This window comes from Streptomyces radiopugnans (genome assembly GCF_900110735.1).
Taxonomy (GTDB): Bacteria; Actinomycetota; Actinomycetes; order Streptomycetales; family Streptomycetaceae; genus Streptomyces; species Streptomyces radiopugnans.
Genome location: NZ_FOET01000001.1, coordinates 432602 through 452689, shown reverse-complemented (window position 1 = coordinate 452689; position 20088 = coordinate 432602). Strand labels below are relative to the sequence as shown.

General features: G+C 76.6%; 14 protein-coding genes. 6 read left to right on the top strand and 8 right to left on the bottom strand.

Annotation, left to right across the window (positions count from 1 at the left end; translation table 11 throughout):
- Nucleotides 1-39: 39 nt before the first annotated feature.
- Nucleotides 40-1515 carry an FGGY family carbohydrate kinase gene (locus tag BMY40_RS01895; protein WP_093654647.1) on the top strand — a complete coding sequence of 492 codons (1476 nt, stop codon included), beginning with the start codon at nt 40-42 and terminating at the stop codon, nt 1513-1515.
- Between the two features lie 47 nt (nt 1516-1562).
- Here the strand turns inward: BMY40_RS01895 and BMY40_RS01890 are convergent, their stop codons facing one another.
- The 6 genes from BMY40_RS01890 to BMY40_RS01865 all read right to left on the bottom strand — a co-directional run bounded on the left by BMY40_RS01890 (nt 1563) and on the right by BMY40_RS01865 (nt 11543).
- The gene (locus BMY40_RS01890) at nt 1563-2843 is read right to left on the bottom strand and encodes an RNA polymerase sigma factor (RefSeq protein ID WP_245769782.1); all 1281 of its coding nucleotides are present in this window, start codon (nt 2841-2843) and stop codon (nt 1563-1565) included.
- Nucleotides 2844-3039: 196 nt separating this feature from the next.
- On the bottom strand, nt 3040-4959 hold the full coding sequence (dnaG, locus tag BMY40_RS01885) for a DNA primase (protein ID WP_093654643.1): 1920 nt from the start codon (nt 4957-4959) through the stop codon (nt 3040-3042).
- Nucleotides 4960-4968: 9 nt separating this feature from the next.
- On the bottom strand, nt 4969-5511 hold the full coding sequence (locus tag BMY40_RS01880; RefSeq protein WP_093654641.1) for a GNAT family N-acetyltransferase: 543 nt from the start codon (nt 5509-5511) through the stop codon (nt 4969-4971).
- A gap of 82 nt (nt 5512-5593) precedes the next feature.
- A complete protein-coding gene (locus BMY40_RS01875; RefSeq protein WP_093654639.1) occupies nt 5594-6856 on the bottom strand; it encodes an NAD(P)/FAD-dependent oxidoreductase in 1263 nt (420 codons plus the stop codon).
- 221 nt (nt 6857-7077) lie between these two features.
- Entirely contained in the window at nt 7078-8406 is a 1329-nt protein-coding gene (locus tag BMY40_RS01870; RefSeq protein ID WP_093654637.1) for a PucR family transcriptional regulator, read from the bottom strand.
- 263 nt (nt 8407-8669) lie between these two features.
- The gene (locus BMY40_RS01865) at nt 8670-11543 is read right to left on the bottom strand and encodes a LuxR family transcriptional regulator (RefSeq protein ID WP_093654635.1); all 2874 of its coding nucleotides are present in this window, start codon (nt 11541-11543) and stop codon (nt 8670-8672) included.
- 195 nt (nt 11544-11738) lie between these two features.
- Here BMY40_RS01865 and BMY40_RS01860 point away from each other — a divergent pair, with 195 nt between their 5' ends.
- The 4 genes from BMY40_RS01860 (at nt 11739) to BMY40_RS01845 (ending at nt 15052) form a co-directional block, all read left to right on the top strand.
- Nucleotides 11739-12521 (top strand): alpha/beta fold hydrolase, encoded by a 783-nt coding sequence (locus tag BMY40_RS01860; RefSeq protein WP_093654633.1) that lies wholly within the window; start codon nt 11739-11741, stop codon nt 12519-12521.
- A 143-nt stretch (nt 12522-12664) separates the two neighbouring features.
- Nucleotides 12665-13489 carry an endonuclease/exonuclease/phosphatase family protein gene (locus BMY40_RS01855; RefSeq protein ID WP_093654631.1) on the top strand — a complete coding sequence of 275 codons (825 nt, stop codon included), beginning with the start codon at nt 12665-12667 and terminating at the stop codon, nt 13487-13489.
- Between the two features lie 58 nt (nt 13490-13547).
- Nucleotides 13548-13967 carry a cupin domain-containing protein gene (locus BMY40_RS01850; protein WP_093654629.1) on the top strand — a complete coding sequence of 140 codons (420 nt, stop codon included), beginning with the start codon at nt 13548-13550 and terminating at the stop codon, nt 13965-13967.
- Between the two features lie 332 nt (nt 13968-14299).
- The gene (locus tag BMY40_RS01845) at nt 14300-15052 is read left to right on the top strand and encodes a lytic polysaccharide monooxygenase (protein ID WP_093654627.1); all 753 of its coding nucleotides are present in this window, start codon (nt 14300-14302) and stop codon (nt 15050-15052) included.
- Between the two features lie 411 nt (nt 15053-15463).
- Here the strand turns inward: BMY40_RS01845 and BMY40_RS01840 are convergent, their stop codons facing one another.
- Both BMY40_RS01840 and BMY40_RS01835 read right to left on the bottom strand, forming a co-directional pair.
- Nucleotides 15464-16810, bottom strand: a complete 1347-nt coding sequence (locus tag BMY40_RS01840; RefSeq protein ID WP_093654625.1) for a deoxyguanosinetriphosphate triphosphohydrolase — start codon at nt 16808-16810, stop codon at nt 15464-15466.
- Nucleotides 16811-16924: 114 nt separating this feature from the next.
- Nucleotides 16925-17731 carry a sirohydrochlorin chelatase gene (locus BMY40_RS01835; protein ID WP_093654623.1) on the bottom strand — a complete coding sequence of 269 codons (807 nt, stop codon included), beginning with the start codon at nt 17729-17731 and terminating at the stop codon, nt 16925-16927.
- A gap of 160 nt (nt 17732-17891) precedes the next feature.
- Here BMY40_RS01835 and BMY40_RS01830 point away from each other — a divergent pair, with 160 nt between their 5' ends.
- On the top strand, nt 17892-20069 hold the full coding sequence (locus BMY40_RS01830) for a molybdopterin oxidoreductase family protein (RefSeq protein WP_093654621.1): 2178 nt from the start codon (nt 17892-17894) through the stop codon (nt 20067-20069).
- The last annotated feature ends 19 nt before the right edge of the window (nt 20070-20088 follow it).

Here is a 20088-nt window from a genome sequence, read left to right as displayed (position 1 = left end):
GAAGGAGACACCCGCGGCCGGTGAGGCATCATCTCCTGCATGGGGATAGTCGCCGGTCTGGACAGTTCGTCCGAGTACACCCGCATCGTCGTCTGCGACACCGACACCGGTGCCGTCGTCAGACAGGGATACGCCCCGCATCCCGTGCCCGGGAGCACCGGCGGCGGGGAGGACGGGACCGGAGCCGCCGCGGGCAGACGCACCGAGACCGACCCGCAGGCCTGGCTGCTCTCGCTCGGCGACGCCGCGGCCGGCGGGGTCCTGGAGGGCGTCCAGGCCATCGGGGTCTCGGCGCAGCAGAACGGACTGGTCGCACTCGACGAGGCAGGCGATCCGGTGCGGCCCGCGCTGGTCGGCAACGACCGGCGCGCGCAGACCGCCGCGGCCGACCTCGTCGACGCGCTCGGTGGACGCGAGGCGTGGGCGCAGGCGGTGGGCGCCGTTCCGCAGGCCGCGCAGCCGGTGGCGAAACTGCGCTGGCTGGCCCGGCACGAGCCGGAGGCCGCGCGGCGCGTGGCCGAGGTCCTCCAGCCGCACGACTGGCTGGCGTGGCAGCTGCTGGGCCGCCCGCCGCGCCGCACCACCGACCGCGGCGACGCCTCGGGGACCGGCTACTGGTCGGCCGCCACCGAGTCCTGGCGGGCGGACCTGGCCGAGCTGGCGCTCGGCCACCCGGTGAAGCTTCCGGAGGTGCTGGGTCCGGCCGAGCCCGCCGGGCACACTCCGGAGGGGCTGCTGATCTCGGCCGGCACGGGCGAGACCATGGCCGCCGCCTTCGGCCTGGGCGTCGGCCCGGGCGACGCGGTGGTCTCGCTGGGGGCGTCCGGCTCGGTCTTCTCCGTGCACCACCAGGCGCTGGCCGAGCCGACCGGCACGATCACCTCACTCGCCGACGCCACCGGCATGCACCTGCCGGTGGTGCACACGCTCAACGCCGTACGGGCGCTGCGCGGTGCCGCCGATCTGCTCGGCACCTCCCTGGAGGGGCTGTCGGAGCTGGCGCTGACCTCCACGCCGGGCTCCCACGGGCTGGTGCTGCTGCCCTATCTGGAGGGCGAGCGCACCCCCGACCTGCCGCACACCGCCGGCACGCTGGCCGGGCTGCGGCGCGAGAGCATGAAGCCGGAGCACCTGGCCCGTGCCGCCTTCGAGGGGATGCTGTGCGGACTCGCCGACGCCCTCGACGTGCTGCGCGGCCGGGGCGTGTCGGTCGGCCGGGTCTTCCTGCTGGGACCCGCGGCCGGCCTCCCGGCCGTGCAGGCGATCGCTCCGGCCCTGCTGGGCGCGCAGGTGGTGGTCCCCGAGCCCGCCGACTACACGGCGCTGGGCGCCGCCCGCCAGGCCGCCTGGGCCCTGGGGGTGGCCCAGGGCACCCTCTCGCCGCAGCAGCCCCCGATGTGGCCCGCCCCCGCCGGCCGGGTCCTGGAACCGGGCGAGGAGCTGGCGGTGGGTCAGGCGGTGCGGCAGCAGTACGTGACGGTGCGGGAGCAGACGCATCCGGGCGCGTTCGGCTGAGCCCACGCCGGCCGCGCCCGGCCGCGCGCCGGGCCCCGGGCCCCCAGTCAGTCCAGGTAGCCCCTGAGCTGGTCCGCGTACGTGTGGTCGCGGAGTTTGGCCAGGGTCTTGGACTCGATCTGGCGGATGCGCTCGCGGGTGACGCCGAAGAGGCGGCCGATCTCCTCCAGTGTGCGGGGGCGGCCGTCGACGAGCCCGTAGCGCAGCTGGACGACCCTGCGCTCGCGCTCCCCGAGGGTGGACAGCACCGCGTCCAGGTGCCGGCGCAGCAGCAGGAAGGCGGCGGACTCCACGGGCGAGGGGGCGTCGCCGTCCTCGATGAGGTCGCCGAGGTTGACGTCGTCCTCCTCGCCCACCGGAGCGTGCAGCGACACCGGCTCCTGGGCCAGCCGCAGCACCTCGCCGACCCGCTCCCCGGTCAGGCCGAGCTGGGCGGCGACCTCCTCGGGCGTCGGCTCGTAGCCGCGCTCCTGGAGGATGCGGCGCTGGACGCGGACGACCCGGTTGATCAGCTCCACGACGTGCACCGGGACCCTGATGGTGCGGGCCTGGTCGGCCAGCGCCCGGGACATGGCCTGGCGGATCCACCAGGTGGCGTAGGTGGAGAACTTGTAGCCGCGGGTGTAGTCGAACTTCTCCACGGCCCGGATGAGGCCCAGGTTGCCCTCCTGGACCAGGTCGAGCATGGTCAGCCCCCGGCCGGCGTACCGCTTCGCCACCGAGACCACCAGGCGGAGGTTGGCCTCGATCAGGCGGCGCTTGGCCACCCGGCCCATGACCACCAGCCGGTCGAGGTCGAGGGCGAGGCCCTCGTCGAGACCGGGGGTGCGGGTGAGCTTCTCCTCGGCGAACAGGCCCGCCTCGACGCGCCGGGCGAGTTCGACCTCCTCGGCGGCCGTCAGCAGGGGGACGCGGCCGATCTCGCGCAGGTACTGGCGGAAGAGGTCGGCGGAGGGGCCCGCTCCGTCGGGTCCGCCCAGCCGGGGCGCGAGGGCGGGCTCCGTCCGGAGGCGTACGGGGTCCGGCTCCGCGTCCCGCCCGGGGGCGGCCCGGGGGTGGTCGGGGGGAGGAGGCTGCGGGCCGTCCGGCGGCACGACGGCCAGGGCCGGAGCGCCCGGGGAGTCCGGAACGGCGGGGGCGGGGGGAACGGCGGGGGCGGCGAGGGCCGCGCCGGCCGGGGTCCGGGTCTGCACGGGGGCGGCCTCCAAGTTGATCGCTGCCGGTTCGGGGACGACACGCGAGACGAGGACGGGCGCGGCCGCACCGCCGCCCGCACCGCGGCGGACGAGCGGCGCCGAAGGGGGTACGCGCTCCGGGGGCTCAGGCACCTCCCTCAGTGTGGGGTACGACACACTCCCGCCACGAGGGGCGTGCGCACGGTTTCTGGACTCCTGGGTGACCGAACGCGTACGGAACGTGGCGAAACGGGCCGGTGAACGGGCGGCGGCGGCCGGAGGACCCGGGGCCGGCACGGGGTCCTGCGGTGCAGGACCGGGCCGGCACGGGGCCCGGTCCGCGCCCGGCCTACGACCAGAGCGCGGCGGCGCCGCGGTCGCGCAGCGACCGGCCGTACCGCTCCAGCGTCCAGAGCTGCTCGGCGACGGCCGTCTGGGCGTCGTCCCCGCTGTTCGCCATGCGCGCGAGGGTGCTGCTCAGCTCGGCGATCCGGCGGTTGACCGCCTCCAGCCGCACCTTGACCAGGAACTCCCCGGCGTAGGCCTCGTCGGGCTCGCGCGGAGTGCGCAGCGGCTCGACGCTCAACTCGGTGATCATCGACCGCACGGTGTCGTCCGGCGCGGCGTCGCGCACCCGCGTCAGGTACTCCCCGTCGGCCCGCTCCACTCCCCCGGCCTTCTCCACGGCCCGGCGCACCTCGGCGTAGGGCTCGGCGGTGAACTCGTCGGCCCCGTAGGCGTCGAAGAGCGGGGAGACCAGCGCCGGGAACTGCAGCGCCAGCTTGAGCAGTTCGCGCTCGGCCAGCCGCTGGGGGCTGCGCAGGTCCAGCCGGGGGCCGCCGGGCGCGGGGCCGGGCCGGACCTGCGGTACGGGCGGCCCGGCGGGGCGGCGCTGCTGCGGACCTCCCTGGCCTCCCGGACCACCGGACCGCCGCTCGCGCTCCCAGCGGGCGAGCTGCCCCACCCGCCGCACCACGAACTCGGTGTCGAGGATGCCCAGCAGCCCGGCCAGGCGTACGGCGTACTGGTGCTGGATCGAGCCGTCCTTGATCCGGGCGACGATCGGCGCGGCCTCCTCCAGGGCGGCGGCCCGGCCCTCGGCGGTGTCCAGGTTGTGCTGCCCGGTGACCGAGCGGATGGCGAACTCGAACAGCGGCGAGCGCCCCTCCACCAGGGCCGCCACCGCCTCGTCGCCCTCGGCCAGCCGCAGTTCGCACGGGTCCATGCCGCCGGGCGTGATGGCGATGGAGGTGCGGGCGGCGAACTTCTGGTCGTCCTCGAAGGCGCGCAGGGCGGCCTTCTGCCCGGCCGCGTCGCCGTCGAAGGTGAAGACGACCTCCGAGCGGGAGTTGTCCATCAGAAGCCGCCGCAGGATCTTGATGTGCTCGCCGCCGAAGGCCGTGCCGCAGGTGGCGATGGCGCCGGTGACCCCGGCCAGGTGGCAGGCCATCACGTCCGTGTAGCCCTCGACGACCACGGCCCGGCCGGTCTTGGCGATCTCGCGCTTGGCCAGGTCGATGCCGTAGAGCACCTGGGACTTGCGGTAGATCGCCGTCTCGGGGGTGTTGAGGTACTTCGGCCCGTTGTCGTCCTCGCGCAGCTTGCGGGCGCCGAAGCCGACGACCTCGCCGGTGATGTCGCGGACGGGCCACATCAGCCGGCCGCGGAAGCGGTCGATGGGGCGGCCGTTGCGGCTCTCCTGGGCGAGACCGGCCAGGATCAGCTCCTTGTCGCTGAACCCCTTTCCGCGCAGGAAACGGGTCAGGTGGTCCCAGCCGGCCGGTGAGTAGCCGACGCCGAAGTGCGCGGCGGCCTCCTGGTCGAAGCCGCGCTCGGCCAGGAAGCGGCGGCCGGTCTCGGCCTCCGGCGAGTCGAGCTGCTCGGTGTAGAAGGCGGCGGCGGCCTTGTGCGCCTGGACCAGCCGGATGCGCTCGCCCTGCTGGCGGCCGGGGGCGTAGCCGCCCTCCTCGTAGCGCAGGGTGACCCCCGCCTGGGAGGCGAGCCGCTCGACGGCCTCGGAGAAGGACAGGTGGTCCACCTTCATCACGAAGTCGAGGGTGTCCCCGCCGGCCTGGCAGCCGAAGCAGTGGTACAGGCCCTTGCTCGGACTGACGTGGAAGGAGGGGGACTTCTCGTCGTGGAAGGGGCACAGGCCCTTGAGGTTGCCGCCGCCGGCCGGGCGGAGCTGGAGGTACTCGGAGACGACGGCGTCGATCGGGACCGCGTCCCGCACCGCCTTCACGTCGTCGTCGTTGATCCGTCCCGCCACGGCAGAAGTCTACGGCCGCCCTGCGACATCCCCGGTACGGCGGGTCCGGGGCCGGATCTCCCGGACGAAGACGAGGTGCGGGCCGACGCCCTCGATGACGAACTCCTCGCCGTGCGCCCGGAAGCCCTGGCGCTCGTAGAAGCCGCGGGCCGGGGTGCGGCCGTTGCACCACAGCAGTCCGGCGCCGCGGGCGGCGGCCTCGGCGGCGCCCGCGCGCAGCACGGCGGCGCCGTGGCCCCGGCCGCGGGCGGCGGGGGCGCTGGCCATGCCGCGGAAGCGGTAGGCGGTGGCGGCGGATTCCGGCGGCGGGCCGGAGGCGGGTCCGGGGAGGGGTTCGGAGAGGGGGCCGGGGAAGGGCTCGGGGAAGAACGTGCCGCAGCCGAGGACCTCCGGGGCGTCCCCCTCGTAGGAGGCGATGTGGAACGCGGCGGGGTCGCCGTCCTCGGGGAAGACCGCCGCCTCCCGCGGCAGTCCCGGGCGCAGCACCTCCCACCGCAGGTCGAGGATTTCGGAGACGGGCACCAGCGCGGTGCGGACGACGGGGACGGTCATGCCTCCACGCTACGGCTCCGCGGACGCGGGCCCGCGGCCGGGGCGCGGCGGGGCCGGGGCGGGACCTGGCGGGACCCGCGGGTCACTTTCCGGCCAGTTCCTCCAGTGGGACCGAGGGGTCGGCCAGCTTCTCCGGATCGGTCTCCCGGCCGGAGCGGACGAGCCGCTGGACCGGGCCGGTGACGCCCTCCGCGTTCATGCCCAGCCCGGCCAGCACCCGCCCCTCGCTCAGCCAGAACGCGGTGAACTCCCGCTTGCCGAGGTCGCCGCGGACGACCACCTGGTCGTACGAGCCGGGCGGCGCCCAGCCGGAGTACTCCATGCTCGTGCCGTACTGGTCGGAGAAGAAGTACGGCACCCGGCCGTAGGAGACCTCCTGCCCGAGCATCGCCCGGGCGGCGGCCGGCCCGCCGTTCAGGGCGTTGGCCCAGTGCTCGACGCGCAGCCGGGTGCCGAACAGCGGGTGGTGGAGGGCGGCGACGTCGCCGGCCGCGTGGATGTCGGGGTCGCTGGTGCGCAGCGAGGCGTCCACCGCGATGCCTCCCACGGGCTCCCCGGCCAGTTCCAGCCCGGCGGCGCGGGCCAGGGAGACGCGGGGGGCGGCGCCGACGGCGGCGAGCACGGCGTGCGCCGGGTGCTCCTCGCCGTCCCCGGTGCGGACGGCCAGGACCTGGCTGTCCTGGCCGACGATCTCGGTGAGGGAGGTGCCGAAGTACAGGCGCACGCCGTGCTCGCGGTGCAGGTCGGCGAGGACGGCGCCCAGCTCGGGGCCGAGGACGGAGTGCAGGGGGGTGGGGTTCGGCTCGATGACGGTGACCTCGGCGCCCCAGGAGCGGGCGACGGCGGCCACCTCCAGGCCGATCCAGCCCGCGCCCGCGACGACCAGGTGCCCGTTGTCGCGGCCGAGCCCGGCCAGGGTGCCGCGCAGCCGGTCGGCGTGCGCCAGGCGGCGCAGGTGGTGCACCCCGGCCAGCTCGGTGCCGGGGACGTTCAGGCGGCGCGGCTCGGCGCCGGTGGCCAGCAGCAGTTTGTCGTAGTGGATCCGGGTGCCGTCGCCGAGCTCCACCGTCCTCGCCCCGCGGTCGAGGCGGACGGCGGGCTGGCCGAGGTGGAGTTCGACGGCTGCGCCGGCGTACCAGGCGGGCTCGTGGACGAAGGCGCTGTCGCGTTCGGCGGTGCCTGCGAGGTAGCCCTTGGAGAGGGGAGGTCGCTCGTAGGGGTGGTCGCGTTCGTCGCCGACCAGGATGACGCGGCCGGTGAAGCCCTCGGCCCGCAGGGTCTCGGCCGCCTTCGCCCCGGCCAGGCCGCCGCCGACGATGACGAACGTGCGATGTGCGTCGACCACGTGCTTCCTCCTCGTTGCCCTGCCCCCCTGCGGTGGGATCTCCCGGGGCTCGCCCCGTCGGCCGCGCCCCGGAGGGGCGGCGGGCCGGTCGTCCGGGTGTTCCGGGGACGGTCCGCAGCCGGCTCCGCGGACGTCTCCCACAGATCTTCCCCGCCCTCAGGACCGCTCTACCCCCTTCGCGTGCACCATCCTCTTTCGTCTGGAACCATCCGGTACGCGCCTCAGACCGCGGGGCGGGCCTGGACGGGCGCGGTCCGCGCCGCCCCCGGGCCCTCCCCGTACGTCCGGCCGTGGAGCACCCGGCGGGCGGTCAGGGCGAGGGAGAGCTCGGCCACCTCGTGGGGGCGGCCCAGCGACCGGCCGGTGAGCTGCTCGAAGCGGCGCAGCCGGTTGAGGACGGTGTTGCGGTGGCAGAACAGCCTGCTCCCGGCCCGCCGCGCCGATCCGTCGCACTCCAGCCAGACGGCGAGGGTGTCCAGCAGCAGGTCCCGGTCGGGGCCCTCCAGCCGCAGCACCGGGCCCAGCACCCGCTCGGCCAGGGCCGCGGCCAGGCCGGGCGAGGAGACCAGCAGGGCGGCGGGCAGGTGCTCATGGAGCAGGACCGGCGCCCCGCCCGGGGTGGCGGAGCGCAGCGCGGTCTCGGCGAGCCGGCGGGCGTCGCCGACCTGGGCCAGGCCCTCCACCGCGGAGCTGATGCCGGTCCGCAGCCCCGGCAGCGCGGGCAGGGCGCCGGCCAGCTCCGCCAGCAGTCCGTCGGCTGCTTCGGCGGCGTCCGCGGTACCGGGGTCTCCGGGCTCTCCGGAGTCTCCGGGGCCGCCGCCGAGCGGGGCGATGCCCAGGTCGGCGTCGGACCGGGGGTGCCACAGGATCCGCACGGCCGCGGGGACGCGGGAGCGGATCAGGGCCCGGTGGGCCTCCCGGCCGGGGCCCGCGACGATCACCACCGCGTACCGGCCCCGCTCGGGCAGGCCCAGCGCCTCGGAGGTCTCCGCGAGGTCGGCGACGCGCATGGTGCCCTCCAGCAGGGCGTCGGCCATCAGCCGCTGGCGGTTGTCGTGGCGCCAGGCCAGCCGGCGTTCGGTCCGCCGGTACGCCTCGGCGACCACCGCGCAGTGCTCGTCGACGAAGTCCCACACCTCGGCCGCCACGTGGACCAGCAGCCGCGCGCCGTCGGGGTCGTACCGGGTGACCCGGTCCACCAGGGACTGCCAGACCACCGCCCCGCCGATCCGGAAGGCCCGCATCAGGGCGTCGAGCGGCAGCCCCTGCTCGGCGCGCTCGGCGCCGATCCGCCACGAGCAGCGGCGGGCGGCGTCGCGCAGTTCCTTGGGACGCAGCAGGGAGCCCACGTTGTGCCGCAGGGAGCGGTACACCTCGTGCCACAGCTCGTCCTGGTCGACGGAGGCGGCGCGGTAGGCGGGTTCCTCCTTGCGCAGCAGCTCGACCACGCGGTCGGTGAGCCGGGGGAGATCGTCCATCAGCGGGCGGGCGGCCCGGTGCAGCACGGCCACGGCCTCGGCGTTCACGGGAGCGCGTACGACGGGGTGCATCTCGGTCCTCCACCTGGCGGGTGTCGGGAGCGGCTCGATGCAGCATTGTCAGCAGGCCCGGACCGGGATATCCAGAGGCGTGCCGAAATCGCTTAGCGACCGCTCAGTCTCCCAGGTGCCCGGCGTGGGCGGCCCGTGCGGGGCGAACCGGTACAGCACGTGGGCGTACGCGGGCGCGGGAGGGCGGACGGCCCCGCCACCCCGGTCCTGTCCCGCCGCCGGTTCCGTCCCGGCAGCGGTCCCGCACCGGCCCGGCCCCGCCCTCAGCCGTCGTGCCGGCCGTCGCCGGCCGCCGCCAGGACCCGGGTGAGCTCCACACGGGAGCGGATGCCCAGCGCGGCGAAGACGTTCCGCAGGTGGTGGTCGACCGTGCGGGGACTGACCGACAGCCGCAGCGCGACCTCCCGGTTGGTGGCGCCCTCGGCCACGCAGCGCGCGATGCGCAGCTGCTGCGGGGTCAGCCTGCCCAGCACCCGCGGCGCGCCCTGCCCGGCCGCCTCGCCGGTGGCCCGCAGCTCGGCGCGGGCCTGGTCGGCCCAGCCGCGGGCGTCGCACCGCTCGAAGGCCAGAAGCGCGTCGCGCAGCACCCCGCGGGCCGCGCCCGGCCGGCGTCCGCGGCGCAGCGCCTTGCCGTGCAGCAGCTGGGTGCGGCCGTACTCGAAGTCGCTGTCGATCCGCGCGTGCTCCTCCAGCGCCTTCGCGAACAGTTCCGGCGCCTCCTCCGGCCCGGCGAGCAGGGCCCGGCAGCGGGCGAGCTGGACGGGCGCCATCGGATCCGCGGTGACGGCGGTCCACTGGGCGAACTGCGCCAGCGCGGCGCGCGCGGTACGCGGGTCGCCCGCCTGGGCGGCCGCCTCCACCAGGCACGGCGCGGCCAGCGCCTGGAGCGCGAAGTGCCCGCGCCCGGCACCGGTCCCCGGCAGCTCGCCCGGCCCGGTGCCCACCAGCGGCTCCAGCCGGGCCGCCGCCTCGTGCGGCCTGCCGTACCCCATGTCGCAGCGGGCCAGCGCCCACTGGGCCAGGGTGGCGGCGACGCCCAGGCCGTGCGGGCCGGCGTCCTCGCCCGCCGCGCGGGCGTGCCCGGCGCAGGCCTCCGCGTCCCCCCGCACGGCCGCGGCCATCGCCAGCACCGCGTGGTGGTGGGCGGCGCAGTTGCGCTGGCCGGTGCGGCGGGCACGGCGCAGTCCGGCCTCGGCGTGGGCCCGGGCCCGGCTGTGCCGCCCGGCCCGCAGCTCGCTGTAGGCAAGGTGTTCCAGCGCCTGGGGGACGACGGCGGCCGGCCCGCACGCCCGGGCGGCGGCCAGGGCGCGGGTGTTGAGGTCGTGGGCCGCCGCGACGTCGCCGACGACCAGGGCCACGATCCCGGCCCGTATCAGCCTCCAGGGCTGCCGTTCGCCGGCGGCGTGCTCCAGGACGCGCAGCAGCATCGGGCCGCCGCGGGCGATGTCGCCGGACAGCACAGCGTCCAGGCCCGCGCAGTAGTCGTCGAGCAGCGGGTCCTCGGCGGGGGTCCTCAGCCCGGCGATGCGGGCGAGGTCGGCGCGGAACCCGGCGATGTCGCCGATCGCCCAGGCCGCCTCGGTCGCGTGGAGCAGTGCCCGGCGGGCGGTGTGCGGGTCGTAGGGGCCCAGCAGCCGGGCGGCGTACGACAGCAGCTCATGGGCGTCGGTGACCACGCCGTTGCGCAACTCCAGTACTCCGCGCACGAGTTCGGTGCGGCCGCGCACGGTGTCGTGGACGGGCAGCGCACGGGCCCGGTCCAGCAGGGCCAGGGCCCGGTACGGGCGTCCGGCCGACCAGGCGTGTTCGGCCGCGGCGGTCAGCCGGGCCGCGCGCACGCCGGTGTCCTGGGCTCCGCCGGGCCCGTCACCGGTGAGCTCGGCGGACCGCCACAGGGCGTCGGCCAGTTCGGCGTGGGTGTGCTCGTCGCTGGCCGTGGTGTCGGAGGCGGTGGCGGCCAGTGCGTCGGCGAGTTCCGGGTCGGGGCCCTCCTGCGGCAGGGCGGCCGCGGCGCGGTGGCGCAGGGCGAGCAGCCGGTGCGGCGCCCCCGCCTCCGCGCCCCCGTCGCTCCGGCCCTCCCCGGTGCGGGTCCCCTCCAGGGCGCGGGCGAGCAGCCGGTGGGCGGTGCGCCGCCGCTCCGGCGGCTCGCCCCAGTAGGCGGCGCGGCGCAGCAGCGGGTTCGTGAAGCGCAGCCGGTCGCCCTCGCGCCGCAGGACGCCGCGGCTCGGGGCCGGGTCAGCCCCGTGCGGGCCGAGTCCGGCCAGGGCCGCGGCGCGTGCCAGGACGGAGCAGTCCGCCGCGCCGCCCAGCTCGTACGCGGCGGCGGCCAGCAGCAGCAGGGTGCGGGTCCGTTCGGGCAGGCCGGCCAGTTCGGCGGCGGCCGCGCGCAGCCGCGGCCCGGTGGCGGGGAGCGGGTGGGGCAGCGGTTCGGCGCCGGTGAGCTGGGCGGGGGTGAGGGAGGCGGCCAGGTCCGTGAGGAGGCCGGGGTTGCCGCCGCCGCTGTGCAGCAGCGCCTCGCGTACGGCCGGGTCGGCGTCGGCGGGCAGCAGATCGTCCAGGAGCGCGCCGGCCGCGGCGGCGTCCAGCGGCTCCAGCGTGAGTACGGGCAGCCCCGCCAGCAGCGGGTCCTCGGCGCCGTCGCAGCGCGCCGCGACCAGCATCGCGGCGGGCAGCGGCGGGCCCAGCCGCCGGGCAGCGAAGCCCAGGGCCCGGCGGGAGGGCGCGTCGAGGTGGTGCGCGTCGTCGACGCACAGCAGCAGCGGTCCTTCGGCGGCCAGGTCGTGCAGCAGCGCCGCCAGGCCGGCCAGCACCGGTCCGTCGTCGGCGGGCGCCGAGCCGAGCGCGAGGGCGCGGGCGAGGGCGGCGGTGCGCGGGTCGTCCGGCGCCGCACGGTCGGCCACCGGCCGCAGCAGGGCGTGCAGTCCGCTGTAGGGGACGGCCGTCTCGGCGGCCACGCCCCGGGCGCGCAGCACGGTGCCGCCCTCGCCCGTCCTCTCGAAGCGGGCCGCGGCATGGTCCAGCAGGGTGCCGGCGCCGAGCCCCGGTTCGGCCCGCACCAGCAGCGCGCCGCCCCGTCCCGCGCGTGCGCCGCCGATCAGTTCCGCCACGGCCTTGCGTGCGGTGTTCGCACCGTGCATCCGCGCATCCCTCCTCGGAAGGGACTCCCAGGTGGCCCGGGTGTCCTTCCACGACAGCACCGAGCCCACATAGTGTCCATGACAATAAGACCAGGTCGCGGCCGCGGCCCAGCGGCCGGCCGGGCGGCGTGTGCGCTCGCACAACGGCCTTCCCCGCGACCGCCGGGCCGCTGCCGGCCGTCCTACGGTCGGCCCATGACACGAGAGTTCACCTCCTTCGACGGCGTGACCATCCGCTACCACCGGTGGGACCCGGCGCCCGGCGGGGACAGCGGGCTGCCGGTCGTGGTGCTGCACCACGGCTTCATCGCCGACACCCACACCAACTGGGTCCGTCCCGGCGTCGTCGAGGTGCTGACCCGGCGGGGACGGCGGGTGGTCGGCATCGACGCGCGCGGCCACGGCCGCTCCGACAAGCCGCACGACGCCCGCCGCTACGGCGAGGAGGCCATGGCGCGCGACCTGCTGGGCCTGCTGGACGTCCTCGGCGAGGGACGGGTGCACCTGGTGGGCTACTCGATGGGCGCGGTCACCGCGCTGCTGGCCGCCGCCCGGGACGAGCGCGTCACCCGGCTGGTCGTCGGCGGGGTGGGGGCCGGGGTGGTCGAGCTGGGCGGTGTGGACACCCGTGAACTGCCCCCCGAACTGGTGGTGGCGGCGCTGCTCGCGGACGATCCGGCCGACGTACCGCTGCGGATGGCGGGCCTGCGGATCTGGGCGGACGAGGTGGGCGCCGACCGCCGCGCCCTGGCCGCACAGGGCAGGTCCATGCACCAGGGCCCGACCGCGCTGGCGGACGTCACCGTGCCGACCCTGGTGCTCGCGGGCGCGGACGACCCGCTGGCCGGGCGCCCCCGGGTGCTCGCCGACGCGCTCCCCCACGCCTCGCTGCGGACCCTGCACGGCGACCATCTGACGGCCGTGCGCGACCCGTCCTTCGCCCCGGCGATAGCGGACTTCCTGGAGTCGGCCGACTGACGCGGGGCCCCGGAGCGTCCGGATCGGGCGTACCCGAACCGTTTCCCCCGCGGACCGCTGCGCGTCACGTCGGGCGGGTACCGGGGCGGTGGAAGGGGTACACCCATGGCCCACCAGGGGCGACGCAGGGAGCGGGGCGGCGGATGCGCGTGATGACGTGGAACGTGTGGTGGCGGTTCGGACCGTGGCGGGAGCGGTACGAGGCGATCCTGGCCACACTGCGCGAACTGCGACCCGACGCGGTCGGCCTGCAGGAGGTGTGGACCCGCGGCGGGGAGAACCTCGCCGAACGGCTCGCCCGCGAGCTGGACATGCACTGGGCCTGGGCCTCCTGGGACGTCCCCGGGCAGTGGCGCAAGCGGCTGGACGACCCGGAACTCGGCGTCGGCAACGCCGTGCTCAGCCGCTGGCCCGTGGTGGACCGGGCCCGGGCCGTGCTGCCCCCGGCCGGGGGCGACGACGGCCGGGTGGCGCTGTACGCCCTGCTGGACGCGCCCGGCCGCCCGGTGCCGTTCTTCACCACGCACCTGACCTCGGCCGCCCACGCCTCGGCCCTGCGCTGCCGGCAGGTCGCGGCCCTGGCGGAGTTCGTCGCGGCGCACCGCGGCGGGACCGACTTCCCGCCCGTGGTCACCGGGGACTTCAACGCGGCGCCCGACTCCGACGAGATCCGCCTGCTGGGCGGCTCCCGTACGGCCCCCGCCGTCGAGGGCCAAGTGCTGCTGGACGCCTGGGAGTACGCCGCCCCGGCCGCCCCGGCGGCCACCCGGGACGCGGCCAACCCCTATGTCGCGGCCACCTTCCGGCCCAGCGCGCGCGTCGACTACATCCACGTCGGGCCGCCCGGCCCGGACGGGGTCGGCCGTGTCACGGCCGTACGGCGGGCGGGTGACGGCCCGGTCGGCGGCGTCTGGCCGTCCGACCACGCCGCCGTCGTGGCGGACCTGGCCCCGGAACCGGCCTCCTGAGGGTGCGCGCCCGCGGAACACCGTGAACGGCGCGCGGAAACCGCAGAGAATCGTCCCCATGACCAAGACACCCGTACCCCAGGCCGCCCAGCGACCCGTCAACCTGGCCGAGGCCCTGGCCTCCTTCACCGACGTGTACAGCCCGCGGATCGTGGCCCGCGTGAACGACTACGACGTCCGGATCGCCCACACCGGGGGCGAGCACGTCTGGCACGTGCACGAGGACACCGACGAGTTCTTCCTCGTCCTCGACGGCCGCTTCGACATCGCCCTGCGCGACGCCGACGGCGGCGAGAGGACCGTCGAACTGCGCAAGGGCGACGTGTTCGTGGTGCCGCGCGGCACCGAGCACAAGCCGTCCTCGGACGGCGGGTCGATCCTGATGTTCGAGCCCACCGGGACGGCCTCGACCGGGGACCGCCACGAGGGGGAGATCCCCGGCCATGTGGACAGCACCACCGGTCACGCCCTGGACTGAGAACGGCCCGTCCCTTCCCCGCCGCGGCACGGCGGGGAAGGGACGGGGAGGGGGCGGGGCCGTTGACGCGGACCGGATCCGGCCAGCGGACAGAACGGCCCATTCCCGCTCTCTTCGCCCGCCCTCCGGGCTCCTCCACCCGGGCGGACGACCCCCGTTGCACCGTGCGCACCCCGGTCACACCCCCGCGAAACGGGCCGGAAGCCGCTCTTAACGATTGGTATGTACCAATCTATCGTCACCGTCGAGGCCCTGCGCACGGCAGGTCGCCACCCCCCGTACCGCTCCGCGCCGGCCGGTCCGGCCCGCGCGGAAGGAGGAGGAGCCCCCACATGCGACAGACCGGACACATCCCCCGGACGCCGCGGAGGAGTCCCGCGAGGCTGCTGGCCTCGCTCTTCGCCTTCGCGCTGGCACTGCCCCTCGCGATTGTCATGACCTCGGCAAGCTCGGCGGGCGCCCACGGCTGGATCACCTCCCCGCCCAGCCGCCAGGACCACTGCGCCACCGGCCGGGTCACCGGCTGCGACGGCCTGCAGTACGAGCCGCAGAGCGTCGAGGCCCCCAAGGGCTCGCGCCTGTGCAGCGGCGGCACCCGGTGGACCTTCCTGGACGACGACAGCCGGAACTGGCCGGTGACCCAGGTCTCCAGCACCGTCACCTTCCAGTGGCGGCTGACCGCCGCGCACAGCACCAGCACCTGGGACTACTACGTCGACGGCGTGCTGTTCAAGCGGTTCGACCAGGGCGGCACCCGCCCGCCGTCGAACATCTCGCACACCCTGAGCGGCCTGCCCTCCGGCAAGCACAAGATCCTCGCCGTGTGGAACGTCGCGGACACCGCCAACGCGTTCTACAACTGCGTGGACATCCAGGTCGGCAGCGGCGGCGGTGACGGCGGAGGCGGGACGCCGGAGCCGCCGACCCGGCCGGCCGAGTGCTCCTCCGCCGCCTGGAACAACTCCACGGTCTACAACGGCGGCCAGTCCGCCACCCACCGGGGCCACGCCTGGCGGGCCGCCTGGTGGACGCGCGGCGAGGAGCCGGGCGTCGCCGGGGTCTGGCGGGACCTGGGCGCCTGCTGAACCGCGCCCCCGGCGCCTCCGCGACGCGGAGGCGCCGGCCACCCGGCCGCGCCGGGGCCCGTACGGGCCGCGGCGAAGGCCCGCTCCCCCGGCCGTGTTCGCGCGGCACCGGATCCCCCCGCCGTCCATGGCCGGACGGCCCCCACCATCAGGGCCCCGGCCACCGCCGGGTCCGACGGACCGGCCTCGAGCCCGCCCGGCAGGGCCTTCTCCGCATCGCCCACCGGTCGCGCCGGCTCCTCCGGCAGGGCCACGGTGTACTTCTTGGTCGCCATACCGCCGACCATGCAGAGGGGGCCGGTTCGCCGGAGTGTGAAGACGGCCCGTTCATACGCATGTGTGACCGGTGCCCGCGCCCCTGCCCCGGGGCGGCGACCGGTCTGCGCCGCCACCCCCGCCGTCACGCCGCCGTCACGCCGCCGGGTCCGTGAGGCGGGCGTGGAGGTGGCGGGCGGAGGCGTCGGTGAGGGAGGCGATCTGGTCGACGATCACGCGCAGCCGGGCCCGGTCGTCGCCGGCCTCCGAGAACAGCGCGCGGAACTGCGGATCCAGGCCGTCCGGGGCGCGGGCGATCAGCGCCTCGGCCAGTCCGGCCAGGATGTCGCGCTGCTCGCCGCGCAGCCGCTCCTGGTCGGGGCGCTGCATGACGTACCGGTCCGCGACGGCCTTGAGCACGTCGCACTCCAGGCGCGTGGCGCGCGGCACCACCAGGCGGGCGCCGTAGCGGGTCAGCCGGCCCGAACCGTACGCCGCCCGGGTCGCGCCCTCGGCGGCCAGGCAGAAGCGGCCGATGAGCTGACTGGTGGCGTCCTTCAGACGGGCCTGGGCGACCGCCGTGCCGTCGTAGCCGTGCGGCCACCACTCCTGCTCCAGCAACCGGTCCAGGGCCCCGGCGAGTTCGGCCTCCTCGGTGCCGGGCGGCGCGTAGCGGGCGGCGGCGACGGCGAAGACCTCGCGCCGCTCGGGTTCGGCCAGCAGCAGGTTGGGGTCGAGGTGGCCGGCGTGGAGGCCGTCCTCGACGTCGTGGACGGAGTAGGCGACGTCGTCGGACCAGTCCATGACCTGCGCCTCGAAGCACTGCCCGTGCTCGGGGGCGCCGCGCCGGAACCACTCGAAGACCGGCAGGTCGTCCTCGTAGACGCCGAACTTCCTCGACGCGCGGTCGGTGGGGTGGCCGCCGCGCGGCCAGGGGTACTTGGTGGCGGCGTCCAGGGCGGCGCGGGTGAGGTTGAGGCCGACGCAGACCTGCGGGCCGCCGTCCTCACCGGCCCGTCCGACGAACCGCTTCGGCTCCAGCCGCGACAGCAGCCGCAGCGACTGCGCGTTGCCCTCGAAGCCTCCGCAGGGGCCGGCGATCTCGTCCAGTACCCGCTCGCCGTTGTGCCCGAAGGGCGGGTGGCCCAGGTCGTGGGCGAGGCAGGCGGTCTCCACCAGGTCGGGGTCGCAGCCGAGCGCGGCGCCCAACTCCCGTCCCACCTGGGCGCATTCCAGCGAGTGCGTCAGGCGGGTGCGGGGGGTGGCGTCCCATGCCCGGGCGGCGGCGTCGGGCGTGACGACCTGGGTCTTGCCCGCCAGCCGCCGCAGCGCGGCGGAGTGCAGCACCCGCGCCCGGTCGCGCTGGAAGGCGGTGCGTCCGGGCCGCTTGTCGGGCTCGGGCACCCATCGCTCCAGTGCCGCCCCGTCGTAGCCGGCGACGTGCTCCGCCGCGCCGCCCGCCGTGCCCCGTGTGCCGTCCGTGCCGTCCGTCGTGTCGTCCATGGCGTACGCATCGCCATACCTGCCGCGCATACACCGACGCTAGCCGCCCCGGGTGACAACGCGCGCGGGTACGGGACGGGCGGGTACGGGGCGGGCGCGGGCCGCCGCCGGCGGTCAGGAGGCGCGGGCCAGTCCGCCCCGCACCGGGCGGAGGGCGGGGAAGGCGGGCTCGCGGGCCGCCGTACGCGCCCGGGCGAGCGCCTCGTCGTAGCGGTGCAGGACGAGGCGGGCCAGCGCCGGGTGCGCGCCCAGCGGGCGGGCGGCGGGCAGGCCGGGGGCGTCCCGCGCGCACCGGGTGGCGAAGAGGCCCGGCGCGGTGAAGTACGAGGCCAGGGCGGTGTCGTGGCGCCCGGCGGCGCGCAGGGCGGCCACGGCCTCGGGCACGGTCGGCTCGGCGGCCGAGGCGTAGGCGGGCACCACCGGGACGCCGCCGAGGCGGGCGGAGAGCAGGGCGGCCGTCCGTTCGGCGTCCCGGGCCGAGTCCGGGTCGCGCGATCCGGCGGCGGCCAGCACCACGCCGCCGGTGCGGGACGCGCCGGTGGCGCTCCAGCCCGTCTCGGCCAGCCGCCCGGCCAGCGCCTCGGCCAGCAGGGGGTGCGGGCCCAGCGGCGCGGCGATCGGCGCGGACAGGTGCCCGGCGGCGGCAGCGGCCCCGGGCAGATCGTGCTTGACGTGGTGGCCGCGGCCGAGGAGCAGCGGTACGAGGACCGCCTCCCCCGCCGGGAGCGCCTCCAGGGTGTCCGGCAGCAGCGGCTCGTTCAGCTCGACGTGCCCGAGCTCCACCCGCAGTCCGGGGCGCAGGGACCGCACGAGGTCGAGCAGTGCGGTGACGGTGCGCAGCGCCCCGGGCTCGCGGGAGCCGTGGGCGACCGCGACCAGCGGGGGCGCGGGGCGGGGGCGGGCGCGGAGGGGGGAGGTCATGAGGCGAGTGTGGCGGGCCGCGGTTGCCCCGCCGTTGCGCCGCTGTGACGCCCGGTTGCACACGGCTCACGGCGCCGGTCCCGGCGGACTGAGCCCGGCGTACCGGGCCCGTAACCCGCGGGGGCGCGGGGCGTAACACGCGCGACGCACGCTGGGCGGCATGAGCGCGACGACTGCCCAGCCCGCCGGACGGACCCTCCGGGCGCCCGCGGCGACCGTGGACACCCACTGCCCGTACTGCGCCCTGCAGTGCGGCATGGGGCTGCGCCCCACCGGGGGCGAGGAGGGGGTCGAGGTGGTCGAGCGCACCGCGTTCGACGTCAACCGCGGCGCGCTGTGCGGCAAGGGCCGCACCGCCCCCGCCGTGCTCTCCTCCCGGGTGCGGCTGACCGGGCCCCTGGTCCGGCGCCGCGCCGGCGGACCGCTGGAACCGGCCGGCTGGGACGAGGCGCTGGACCGCACCGCGGCGGGGCTGTCGGCGGCGCGGGGCTCGTACGGGCCGGACGCGGTGGGGGTGTTCGGCGGGGGCGGGCTGACGAACGAGAAGGCGTACGCGCTGGGCAAGTTCGCCCGGCTGGTGCTGGGCACCTCCCAGATCGACTACAACGGCCGGTTCTGCATGTCCTCGGCCGCCGCCGCCCTGAACAGGGCGTTCGGGCTGGACCGCGGGCTGCCCTTCCCGCTGGCGGACGTCGCGCGCACCGGCTGCGTGATCCTGGTGGGCGCCAACCCCGCCGAGACCATGCCGCCAGCCCTGCGCTACTTCACCGAGCTGCGCGAGAGGGGCGGGAAGCTGATCGTCGTCGACCCCCGCCGCACCCGTACCGCCGAGCACGCCGACCTGCACCTGGCCCCGCGCCCCGGCACGGATCTGGCCCTCGCACTGGGCATGCTGCACCTGGTGGTGGCCGAGGGGCGGGTGGACACCGGCTTCGTGGCGGCGCGCACCAGCGGCTGGGAGGAGGCGCGCGCGGCGGCGATGGCGCACTGGCCGGAGCTGGTGGAGCGGATCACCGGGGTGCCGGTGCCCGCGCTGCGGGAGGCGGTGGCGCTGTTCTGCGACGCGGAGTCGTCGATGGTGCTCACCGCACGCGGGCCCGAGCAGCAGTCCAAGGGCACCGACACCGTCGGCGCCTGGATCAACCTGTGCCTGGCCACCGGCCGGGCGGGCCGCCCGCTGTCCGGTTACGGCTGCCTGACCGGCCAGGGCAACGGCCAGGGCGGGCGCGAGCACGGCCAGAAGGCCGACCAGCTGCCCGGCTACCGCAGGCTGGACGACCCGGCGGCGCGCGAGCACGTGGCACGGGTGTGGGGTGTGGACCCCGCTGTGCTGCCGGGGCCGGGGCGCAGCGCGTACGAGCTGCTGGACGCGCTCGGCCGCGATGTGCGCGCCCTGCTGCTGACCGGTTCCAACCCGGTCGTCTCCGCTCCGCGCGCCGCCCATGTCGAGCGGCGGCTGCGGTCGCTGGACTTCATGGCGGTGTGCGACGTGGTGCTGTCGGAGACGGCCGCGCTGGCGGACGTGGTGCTGCCGGTGGCGCAGTGGGCGGAGGAGACGGGCACGATGACCAGTCTGGAGGGCCGGGTGCTGCTGCGCCGCAGGGCCGTGGACGCCCCGCCCGGAGTGCGCACCGATCTGGAGGTGCTGAACGCGCTGGCGGCGCGGCTGGGCTGGGAGAGGGGGTTCCCCACCGACCCGGAGGAGGTCTTCGAGGAACTGCGGCGGGCCTCGGCCGGGGGCCTGGCGGACTACTCGGGGATCACCTACCGCCGCATCGCCGAGGAGGACGGGGTCTTCTGGCCGTGCCCGGAGGTCCCGGGCACGGACGAGGCCGACGACCCCGCCGTGGACCGCTCCCCCGCCCCCCATCCCGGCACCCCCCGCCTGTTCCTGGACCGCTTCGCCACCGACGACGGTCGGGCCCGCTTCGCGCCCGTCACCCACCGTCCCTCGGCGGAGGAACCGGACGCCGACCACCCTCTGCTGCTGACCACGGGCCGGGTGCTGGCCCAGTACCAGTCCGGCGCCCAGACCCGCCGGGTGGCGGAGCTCAACGGGGCCGCCCCGGGCCCGTTCGTCGAGCTCCATCCGCGGCTGGCCGAGCGGATCGGGGTGGCCGAGGGGGAGCCGGTGGCGGTGGTCTCACGGCGGGGGCGGGCGGTGGCACCGGCCCGGATCACCCCGGGCATCCGCCCGGACACGGTGTTCATGCCGTTCCACTGGCCGGGCGAGGGCCGCGCCAACACCCTGACCAACCCGGCCCTGGACCCCGTCTCGCGCATGCCGGAGTTCAAGGTCTGCGCGGTCCGGGTGGAGCGCGCGGGGGATTCGGGGTAGCAACCGGGGTAGCACCGTC